Origin of the sequence: Nonomuraea sp. NPDC049725, assembly GCF_040674795.1 — a bacterium.
Lineage (GTDB): Bacteria > Actinomycetota > Actinomycetes > Streptosporangiales > Streptosporangiaceae > Nonomuraea > Nonomuraea ceibae.
Window position 1 is genome coordinate 259784 of record NZ_JBFANJ010000012.1, and the last position, 8298, is coordinate 268081.

Sequence of the window (8298 nt, forward strand, 5' to 3'; positions counted from 1 at the left end):
GGAGGCGGCCCCGGGGGTCAGCGCAGGAGCCCGGCGAGCACGGCGGCGACGCGGTCCAGCGGCTCCCGGCTGCGGTGCGCCTTGGCCAGCAGCAGCGCCCCCTCGATCAGCGCCAGGACGGTGACGGCGAGATCGTCGGCGTCCGGTCGCCCCGCGAGCCGCGTACGCAGGGCGGCCTCCCATGACGTGTAGACCTCCGAGCACGCCTGCTGGAGCGGGTCGCTGGCGGCGGCCATCTCGAGCGCCACGGTGGCCACCGGGCAGCCCTTGCGCCAGCCCGACTCCTCCAGCCGGTCGCCCAGCAGCCGCAGCACCTCGTCCACGGCCAGATCGTCGAAGGCCGACCCGATCGCCGCCCCGGCCCGCCGGATCGACTCGCCGACCAGCTGGTCCTTGCCCTCGGGGAAGTGGAAGTACAGCGACCCTCGCGGCGCCCCGCTGGCGGCGATCACCTGATTGAGCCCGGCATTGGCATAGCCGCCCGCCTCGACCAGCTCCTGGGTCGCCTCCAGGATCCGCAGCCGAGTCTCGGCCCCCTTCTTACCCATGCCGAAAAACTAGACCGATCTACATATTCTGTCAACGCCGAGCCGGCCGGCCACGTCAGTGCATCGAGATGTGGACGTGGTCGTAGTGGTTCTCGGTGATGCTGCCGCGGTTGGACATGGCGTTCCAGCCGGAGCCGTGGTTGATCCGCTGCTTCCAGATCACGTACTTGACGCCGAGCTTGTCCCGGTTCTTCACGGTCCATTCGGCGATGCGGTCGCCGAGGGCGTTGTTGGCCGCGGTGGGCATGGAGCCGCCGGCGCTCATCATGAAGTCGCAGGCCCGCCCCAGCGGATGCTCGCCGCTGGAGCCCGAGCGGAAGCACCCGACGCTGAACGGCAGCTTGAAGCTCTTCTCGATCTGCGCCTTCATCGCCCGGGTGCGGGCGGTGATGTTGTCGGTGCCGCTCGGCAGCTGCGGGGCCCAGGTGCCGTCGGAGCGCCGCCCGGTGCTGAACGGGATCAGGTCCTCCAGCTTCTTCTCGATGTCGCCGATGACGCCCTCGGCCTCGTCGCGCTGCTTGGCCACCTCGGTCGTGTCGGCGCTGAGCCGGCGGGCCAGGGCGGCGGCCGCGTCGGCGGCCTTCTTCTGCTCGTCGCGGGCGGCGGCGACGCCGGCCACGATGGCCTGCTGCTCGGCGGTGAGCTGTTCGACCACGGCCGCGCTGGCCCCGTCGGGCGGCACCATGTAGTAGGGCAGGCCCAGCGTGCCGCTCTGGTAACGAAGTCTGGCGAGCTCGCCCACCTTCAGCTGGGCGGCGGCGAGCGCCTGGTCGGCGGCGGCGAGCCGCTTCTTGGCCGCCTCGGCGGCCTCGCGGGCCTTGGCGAGCTCGACGCGTTTGGCGTTGTAGCGCTCGATGAGCTGGTCGACCTTCTTGTTGAGCTGCTTCAGGTCGCCGCGGAGCTGGCTCTCGGACGGCTTGGGCTCGGCCGCGGCCGGTGCTGACCAGGTGGCGAACGTCATCGCTGCCGCGGTGACGACGCCGATGGCAAGTCGCGTGGGGGACGCTGACGCCACGTGCGGGGTTTCCTCTCCCTCTGCCGGCCGGGTTAGCTGACGGGTTCGGGCATGGGAGTCGCTTCCCTACCACCGAAGTGGATTCACCCCAGGTGCGGATGGGTCCCCGGCTCCCGGGCAACTCGCCCGGGATTAGGCGTACACGGTGCTATGACCGCGCTTGAAGGGATAGTAGTGGTAGATCACGAGTAATGCGACATCAATCGGAAATCAATTAGTGATCTACCTGTGATCGAAGCATGCGTGCCGCCTCTTCCGGGAGCACGTCGTTGACGAAGGCTCCCATGGCCGACTCCGATCCCGCCAGGTACTTCAGCTTGCCCGGCGCCCGCCGGATGCTGAACAGCTCCAGATGAAGATAGCCCAGCTCACGGTCCTGCCGGACCGGCGCCTGGTGCCAGGCCGAGATGTACGGCATCGCGACCCCGAACAGCCCGTCCAGCGCGCGCAGCACCGAGGTGTAGAGCGGGGCGAACGCCGCCCGCTCGGCCTCCGACAGCGCCGCCAGGTCCGGCACCCGGCGATGCGGGTAAAGATGCACCTCGAACGGCCACCGCGCGGCGGCGGGCACGAACGCCGTCCACAGCTCGTTGGCGGCCACCACCCGGGTGCCCGCCTCCCGCTCGGCCGCCAGCACGTCGGCGAACAGGTTGCGCCCCGGCCGACGCCCCGCGTAGCGCCTGGCGGCGCCGAGCTGCAGCTTGGTGCGCGGCGTGACGTACGGATAGGCGTAGATCTGGCCGTGCGGGTGGAAGAGCGTGATGCCGATCTCCTCGCCCCGGTTCTCGAAGCAGAACACCTGCTCCACGCCCTCGATCGAGGACAGCTCGGCCGTGCGGTCGGCCCACGCCTCCATGACCAGCTCCACCCGGTCGTCGGAGAGCTGCGAGAACGACGAGGAGTGCTCGGAGGTGAAGCACATCACCTCGCACCGCCCCACACCCGGCCGGACCTCGCTCAGCCCGCCCACGTCCGCGTAACTGCCGAGATTGCGGGAGAACGACGGGAACCGGTTCTCGAACACGACCACGTCGTAGTCGTCCGCCGGGATCTCCGACGCCCGCTCTGCGGACGACGGGCACAGCGGGCACTCGTCGGCCGGAGGCAGGAACGTGCGCGTCTGCCGGTGCCCGGCCACCGCGATCCACTCCTCGGTCAGCGGGTCGTAGCGCAGCTCCGACGCCACCGGCCGGGGATCGAGCGGCCGCCGGTCGATCGCGCTCCGGTCGGCGTCGTCACGCCGGTCGAAGTAGATCAGCTCCCGGCCGTCGGCCAGATGGGTGATGGTGCGCTTCACTGCGAGCCCTCCGCGATGATCAGTTCGCCGGCGCGTTCGGCCAGCTCCGTACGTGCCTCCTGGGGCAGCCCGGGGTCGCTGATGACCACGTCGGCCTCGCGCAGCTCCGCGATCGTGCTGATGCCGACCGTGTTCCACTTGGTGTGGTCGGCGGGCACGACCAGCCGGTGCGCGGCGTTGACCAGCTCCCGGTCGGTCTCGGACTCCAGCAGGTTGGGCGTGGTGAACCCGGCCCGCACGCTCATCCCGTGCACCCCCAGGAACAGGGTGTCCACGTGCAGGCGCCGGATCGCGGCCACGGCCACCGGGCCGACGAGCGCGTCGGAGGGGGTGCGGACGCCGCCGGTGAGCACGACCGTGCGATCGGCGCGCGGATTGCGGTGGAAGACCTCGGCCACGGGGATCGAGTTGGTGATGACGGTCAGCTCCGGCACCCCGATCAGGTGACGGGCCAGCGCCCACGTCGTGGTGCCGGCCGACAGGGCGACCGCGGTGCCGGGCCGGACGAGCTGGGCGGCGCGCCGCGCGATGGACTCCTTCTCCTGCTGCTGGCGGGCCGACTTGGCGGTGAACCCCGGCTCCTCGGTCGAGCCGGGGCCGAGCGTCGTGGCACCGCCGTGCACCTTCTCCAGCAGCCCGCGCTCGGCGAGCACCTCCAGGTCGCGGCGGATCGTCATGTCGGAGACGCCGAGCTCGCGCACGAGCTCGGCCACCCGGACCCCGCCTGCGCTGCGGACGCGTTCGAGAATCGCCTGCTGACGCTGCTGTGCGAGCACGCCCCCGCTCCTTCCAACAGATTCCACCAAATTATGACACGAATATGTTGGGGAATGTTAGGTCACCGGGACGCTTGTCCAGCGCCCCGATGCGGGAGACATTGAGAGAGCCCCATCACCAGGAGGGATGCGACATGGCCAAGCGCGCACGCAAGGGCAAGGCACGCAAGAAGAAGAAGGCCAACCACGGCAAGCGCCCCACGGCGCGCTGACTCACCCGGGCAGCTCGCTCAGCGCCTCGTCGATCCGCTCCTGCGGCAGCGTGAAGTCCGTCATCTCGCCCGACAGGTAGCGGTCGTAGGCGGCGAGGTCGAAGTGCCCGTGCCCGCACAGCGCCGTCAGGATGACCTTCGCCTCGCCGCTCTCGGCGCACCGCCGCGCCTCGGCGATGGTCTCGGCCAGCGCGTGCGTCGGCTCCGGCGCGGGCACGATGCCCTCCGTCCTGGCGAACGTCACCCCGGCCTCGAAGCACTCGGTCTGCGACCGGGTCACCGCCTCGAACAGCCCGAGCTCGTACAGGTGCGACAGCAACGGCGACATCCCGTGATAGCGCAGCCCGCCGGCGTGGATCGGGTCGGGCACGAACCCGTGGCCGAGCGTGTGCATCTTGAGCAGCGGCGTCAGCCCGGCCGTGTCGCCGAAGTCGTAGGCGTAACGGCCGCGCGTGAACGACGGGCAGGCGGCCGGCTCGACGGCCCGCAGCACCGGCCCGCCCTCCCCGGCGAGCTTGCCGCGCAGGAACGGGAAGGCCAGCCCGGCGAAGTTCGACCCGCCGCCGGTGCAGCCGATGACCAGGTCGGGCCGCTCGTCGAGCTGCGCCAGCGCCTCCTCGCCGATCACCGTCTGGTGCATCAGCACGTGGTTGAGCACCGACCCGAGCGCGTACCGGGTGTCGGCCGCCCCGGCCGCCGCCTCGACCGCCTCGCTGATCGCGATGCCCAGGCTCCCCGGCGAGTCGGGGTGGCCGGCCAGCACCTTGCTGCCGGACATCGTCACCGGTGACGGGCTCGCGTGCACCGTCGCGCCGTACACCCCCATGAGGGAGCGCCGGTAGGGCTTCTGGTCGTAGGAGGCCCGTACCATCCAGACCTCGCACTCCACCCCGAACTGGGCGCACGCGAACGCCAGCGCGCTGCCCCACTGCCCCGCGCCGGTCTCGGTGGTGAGCCGGCGCACGCCCTCACGCGCGTTGTAGTACGCCTGCGGGACCGCCGTGTTGGGCTTGTGCGACCCGGCGGGCGAGACGCCCTCGTACTTGTAGTAGATCCTGGCCGGGGTGCCCAGCGCCCGCTCCAGCCGGCGCGCCCGCACCAGCGGCGTCGGCCGCCACAGCCGGTAGACGTCGAGCACCTCCTGCGGCACCGGCACGAACCGCTCCTGGCTCACCTCCTGCCCGATCAGCTCCATCGGGAACAGCGGCGCCAGATCGTCCGGCCCCACCGGCTCCCGGGTGGCCGGATGCAGCGGCGGAGGAGGCGGCGCGGGCAGGTCGGGAACGATGTTGTACCAGTGGCTGGGGATCATCCACCCAGTCTGCGCCGCCGCGCGCCACCGTTCCAGTCGCCTTCCCGCATGGCCAGCCGGCCCGGATGATCGGCCCGTACGAGCACGTCCGCCGTCTCGGCGGGCCGCACCTCCCGCTCGTAGCGGTCATATGCCGGCAACCGCCACCGTTCGGACTCGGGCGTGCGCCGCTCCAGCGCACCCGCCGACAGCCACAGGTGCACGCTCAGCTCGACCGGCAGCCCCCGCCCCAGCAGCAGCGTCCCGTCCAGCAGCAGCACCCCGCCCGGCGCCAGCGTCTCGTACGGCAGCCGGAAGGCCCGGTCGATCCGGCTGTCCCACAGCGCCGGCAGCACCCGCCCCGAGCCGCCCGGGCCCAGCGGCTCCAGCACCTCCCGCAGCAGCCCCTTCACGTCGAGCCAGTCGTCGTAGAACACGTCAGGATCGGTCCGCCCGTGCTCCAGCCGCAGCGACGCAGGCCGCAGGAAGTCACCCACCGACACCCGCAGCACCTGCCGCCCGCGCACCCGCAGCGGCGCCGCCAGCCGGTCGGCCAGCTCCCCGGGCGCCGCCGCCGGAGCCCCGTCGACGACCACCCGCGCCCAGCCGTCGCCCGGCCCCGCCGCGATCGCCTCGGCCAGCTCCTCGACCAGCGCCTCCATCGAGATCGGTCGTGCACGCATCACGTCCGAGCCTACGGGCTCCGATGCGCGTGCTCCCGCGTTCCTGGACCCGGCCCGATCACTCGGCCACGATGAGGCCATGACGCAGAACGGATCGGCGCAGCGGCCCGCGACGGACGGGGACAAGGGCCGTCAGCTGAACTGGCCGGCGACCGTGAGCGCCCTCGCCGCCTCGGTGGCGGCCGTGGTCGCGCTGATCGCGTACCTGGCCCCGCCCGCCGCGCAACCCATCGACAAAAAGACTTCGCCCCCGTCCGAGTCCCCTTACTCCCCGTCGCCCGACCGGGAGCCCAGCCGCCCGCCTTCGGACCCGCCGCCCCCCGACCCGGAAACCACCCGTGCTGACCCCGTCACGTCCGTGGTGCTGCCCCCGGTTCCCCCCATCGGCTGCGCCGAGGCGACGGCCGCACTCAACGCCTACAGCCGGAACGCCGGCGACACACGCAGCAGCCATGCAGGCGCGGCCCAGCAGGCGTACTCGGAGCTGATGGGCGTGGCCCTGAACGCCCAGGGAGCGGTCGGGCAGAAGGTCACCAGGCTGGCTTGGGGGTTTCGTGAACTGAACTTCCGCCTGACCGGCATGGTCATGGACGACCCGGGCGAGGTGCTCACAGGCATCCGGACCGACATCGCGGAACTCAACAGACTGTGCACCCCCGCCTGACACGGCAGGGGGCCCGAGCTGGCCTTACGGCTGTGGAGCGGACGACGGGAATCGAACCCGCGTAGCTAGTTTGGAAGACTAGGGCTCTACCATTGAGCTACGTCCGCGCGAACCGGTCGAACTCTGGTCTAGACTTCATCCGGTCGTCAGGGCGTAAGCGTACCGGAGTCCCGGAGCGTGTGCGTACCCGGCGCCGACGGGGCGTGGCGCAGCTTGGCAGCGCGCTTGCTTTGGGAGCAAGAAGTCGCAGGTTCAAATCCTGTCGCCCCGACCAGCTCAAAGGCCACCTCCAATACGGAGGTGGCCATCTGAGTGACTAAGCCCTCAGGATCAGCGCCACTCGAACCAGACACGGGGAAGGCGCTTACGAGCGTCCTCCAGAGCCTCGGGCGTCCGTGCGCGGATGTTGATGTCCGCGACACTGCCGGGGCGGTGCCACCAAGCCCGTGCAGCACCTGGTGGCAACTCTCCGCCGTTCACGTGAGGGCTGAGACATACAAAAAGGTTGTCGTCCGCGTACCACCGACTGCCTGGCGCACACGGTGATGGCTCACTCGGATACGGGGGGAGGAGAAGAAGCCGGAACATCTGGTCCACGAGGGGAACCTCGTCCCGGCAGAGTTCGCCCCAGATGCCCAGATCGCATTCAGTTCCATAAGTGTTGTAGAGCGACTCGGTCAGGACGAGTTCGATGCAGTCCAGGGAAAGCCGTTCCATCCACGCGATCCCACGGATTCTGTGATCCGCGCACCCGCAACTGGGAAGATGCGCCACGGGCGGGTCGTCCAGGTGGAGATCCGCGAGCCGGACACCGCATTCCCACACGCCCTGGTTCTCAACGTGATACGAGAGTAGATTCTCCGGCTCGCAGACACCAAGCCTGTCCAGCGGCTCCAGCCGGTGCATGGTGCCGCACAGGTCCTCGCGCAGCCCGAAGAGGGCGTACGCCTCTCTCAATGCCGTGGGAAGACGGAAGCCAAGGCGCTCCTCCACAGCGGCGAGTTCGGAGCCGTCATAACCATCGCCGGTCCGGATCGGGGCCGACGACCAGGCAGCGGCGAAGCCCTGGATGAACTCCCATGCTCTCGTCCGGTCAAGGACTCCGGCCGCAAGCGCTGAATGAAGATCGAAGTGCCCTGGCATCCAAGCATGGTAGGCGGCCGAGGGAGGAGCGGAACATCCGTTTGGCGAAGTTTCCCTCCTCCCGATCGACCGGAAGCCTCATGTGTCGATGATGCGGTCCATGGCGATGGCACCGGCCTGCAGCACCGGGCGGATCTGCTGGCGGTAGACGGCCTCGGTCACGGCTGTGCTGCTGTGACCGACGAGCCGCGAGATCTCTTCAAGCGGGATGCCGTTGTCCGAGAGCAACGAGATGAAGCTGTGGCGCAGCACTCGTCGCGTCCGTTCCTTCGGGTTGATCCCTCGGTCCCCTTGATGACGATCTGAAGGCACGCCATGCGTTGGCCGCGCCGAGTTGGGGCCCAGCGGCCGACGTGAAGACCAGAGGACATTCCCGTCAGCTGGCGGCGTAGCTCTACCGTTGTGCCGCCTTGAGCGCAGTCAGCACTCCAGCAACGGGCCGGAAGCGCGAGCGTGCGGGGCTTGCGGCCCCCGGTGTCGCCGCCGGCACACAGGCAGCGTCAGACGGCCGTGTGCGGCGGTACGGGGGGCGGCGGCAGGTCCTCCCGCCAATTACACATGGGCGTGCGGAACTCCGAAGGACGATCAACGGCGTGCTGTATCGGGCCCGCACCGGCCTGCCCTGGCGTGACCTGCCCGAACGATTCGGCTCCTGGATCACGGTCTACA

At 70.1% G+C, this 8298-nt stretch carries 10 protein-coding genes, 2 tRNA genes and 1 riboswitch; of the genes, 3 read left to right on the forward strand and 9 right to left on the reverse strand.

Features of this window, described 5'->3' with window-relative positions; translation table 11 throughout:
- Nucleotides 1-17: 17 nt before the first annotated feature.
- The 6 genes from AB0J53_RS30245 to AB0J53_RS30270 form a co-directional block, all read right to left on the reverse strand.
- Complete coding sequence (locus tag AB0J53_RS30245) at nucleotides 18-548, reverse strand: TetR family transcriptional regulator (protein WP_364178785.1); 531 nt, start codon at nucleotides 546-548, stop codon at nucleotides 18-20.
- Nucleotides 549-603: 55 nt separating this feature from the next.
- Entirely contained in the window at nucleotides 604-1563 is a 960-nt protein-coding gene (locus AB0J53_RS30250) for a hypothetical protein (RefSeq protein WP_364178788.1), read from the reverse strand.
- A gap of 7 nt (nucleotides 1564-1570) precedes the next feature.
- Nucleotides 1571-1712, reverse strand: a riboswitch (cyclic di-AMP (ydaO/yuaA leader).
- Nucleotides 1713-1777: 65 nt separating this feature from the next.
- Nucleotides 1778-2860 (reverse strand): galactose-1-phosphate uridylyltransferase, encoded by a 1083-nt coding sequence (galT, locus tag AB0J53_RS30255; protein WP_364178791.1) that lies wholly within the window; start codon nucleotides 2858-2860, stop codon nucleotides 1778-1780.
- A complete protein-coding gene (locus tag AB0J53_RS30260; protein ID WP_364178794.1) occupies nucleotides 2857-3636 on the reverse strand; it encodes a DeoR/GlpR family DNA-binding transcription regulator in 780 nt (259 codons plus the stop codon). The genes galT and AB0J53_RS30260 overlap by 4 nt, the downstream gene beginning before the upstream one ends.
- Before the next feature lie 213 nt (nucleotides 3637-3849).
- Nucleotides 3850-5160 carry a TrpB-like pyridoxal phosphate-dependent enzyme gene (locus tag AB0J53_RS30265; protein WP_357590195.1) on the reverse strand — a complete coding sequence of 437 codons (1311 nt, stop codon included), beginning with the start codon at nucleotides 5158-5160 and terminating at the stop codon, nucleotides 3850-3852.
- Nucleotides 5157-5822 (reverse strand): uridine kinase, encoded by a 666-nt coding sequence (locus AB0J53_RS30270; protein ID WP_364178797.1) that lies wholly within the window; start codon nucleotides 5820-5822, stop codon nucleotides 5157-5159. The genes AB0J53_RS30265 and AB0J53_RS30270 overlap by 4 nt, the downstream gene beginning before the upstream one ends.
- A gap of 79 nt (nucleotides 5823-5901) precedes the next feature.
- On the opposite strand from AB0J53_RS30270, the gene AB0J53_RS30275 reads away from it, so the two are divergent.
- Nucleotides 5902-6486 (forward strand): hypothetical protein, encoded by a 585-nt coding sequence (locus AB0J53_RS30275; RefSeq protein WP_364178799.1) that lies wholly within the window; start codon nucleotides 5902-5904, stop codon nucleotides 6484-6486.
- Between the two features lie 33 nt (nucleotides 6487-6519).
- On the opposite strand, the gene AB0J53_RS30280 is transcribed toward AB0J53_RS30275, so the two are convergent.
- Nucleotides 6520-6593, reverse strand: a tRNA-Gly gene (locus tag AB0J53_RS30280).
- Between the two features lie 90 nt (nucleotides 6594-6683).
- Here AB0J53_RS30280 and AB0J53_RS30285 point away from each other — a divergent pair.
- Nucleotides 6684-6760 (forward strand) — tRNA-Pro (locus AB0J53_RS30285).
- A 56-nt stretch (nucleotides 6761-6816) separates the two neighbouring features.
- Here AB0J53_RS30285 and AB0J53_RS30290 read toward each other — a convergent pair.
- The gene (locus AB0J53_RS30290; RefSeq protein WP_364178802.1) at nucleotides 6817-7629 is read right to left on the reverse strand and encodes a hypothetical protein; all 813 of its coding nucleotides are present in this window, start codon (nucleotides 7627-7629) and stop codon (nucleotides 6817-6819) included.
- 78 nt (nucleotides 7630-7707) lie between these two features.
- A complete protein-coding gene (locus AB0J53_RS30295) occupies nucleotides 7708-7881 on the reverse strand; it encodes a hypothetical protein (protein WP_364178805.1) in 174 nt (57 codons plus the stop codon).
- A 299-nt stretch (nucleotides 7882-8180) separates the two neighbouring features.
- Here AB0J53_RS30295 and AB0J53_RS30300 point away from each other — a divergent pair.
- A partial coding sequence (locus AB0J53_RS30300) for a transposase (protein WP_364178815.1) occupies nucleotides 8181-8298 on the forward strand: 118 nt, incomplete at its 3' end.

Bases quoted from the DNA above. Each gene is read 5' to 3' on its own strand.
- AB0J53_RS30245 (WP_364178785.1), bottom strand. From the start codon at position 548: ATGGGTAAGAAGGGGGCCGAGACTCGGCTGCGGATCCTGGAGGCGACC.
- AB0J53_RS30265 (WP_357590195.1), bottom strand. From the start codon at position 5,160: ATGATCCCCAGCCACTGGTACAACATCGTTCCCGACCTGCCCGCGCCG.
- AB0J53_RS30270 (WP_364178797.1), bottom strand. From the start codon at position 5,822: ATGCGTGCACGACCGATCTCGATGGAGGCGCTGGTCGAGGAGCTGGCC.
- AB0J53_RS30275 (WP_364178799.1), top strand. From the start codon at position 5,902: ATGACGCAGAACGGATCGGCGCAGCGGCCCGCGACGGACGGGGACAAG.
- AB0J53_RS30290 (WP_364178802.1), bottom strand. From the start codon at position 7,629: ATGCCAGGGCACTTCGATCTTCATTCAGCGCTTGCGGCCGGAGTCCTT.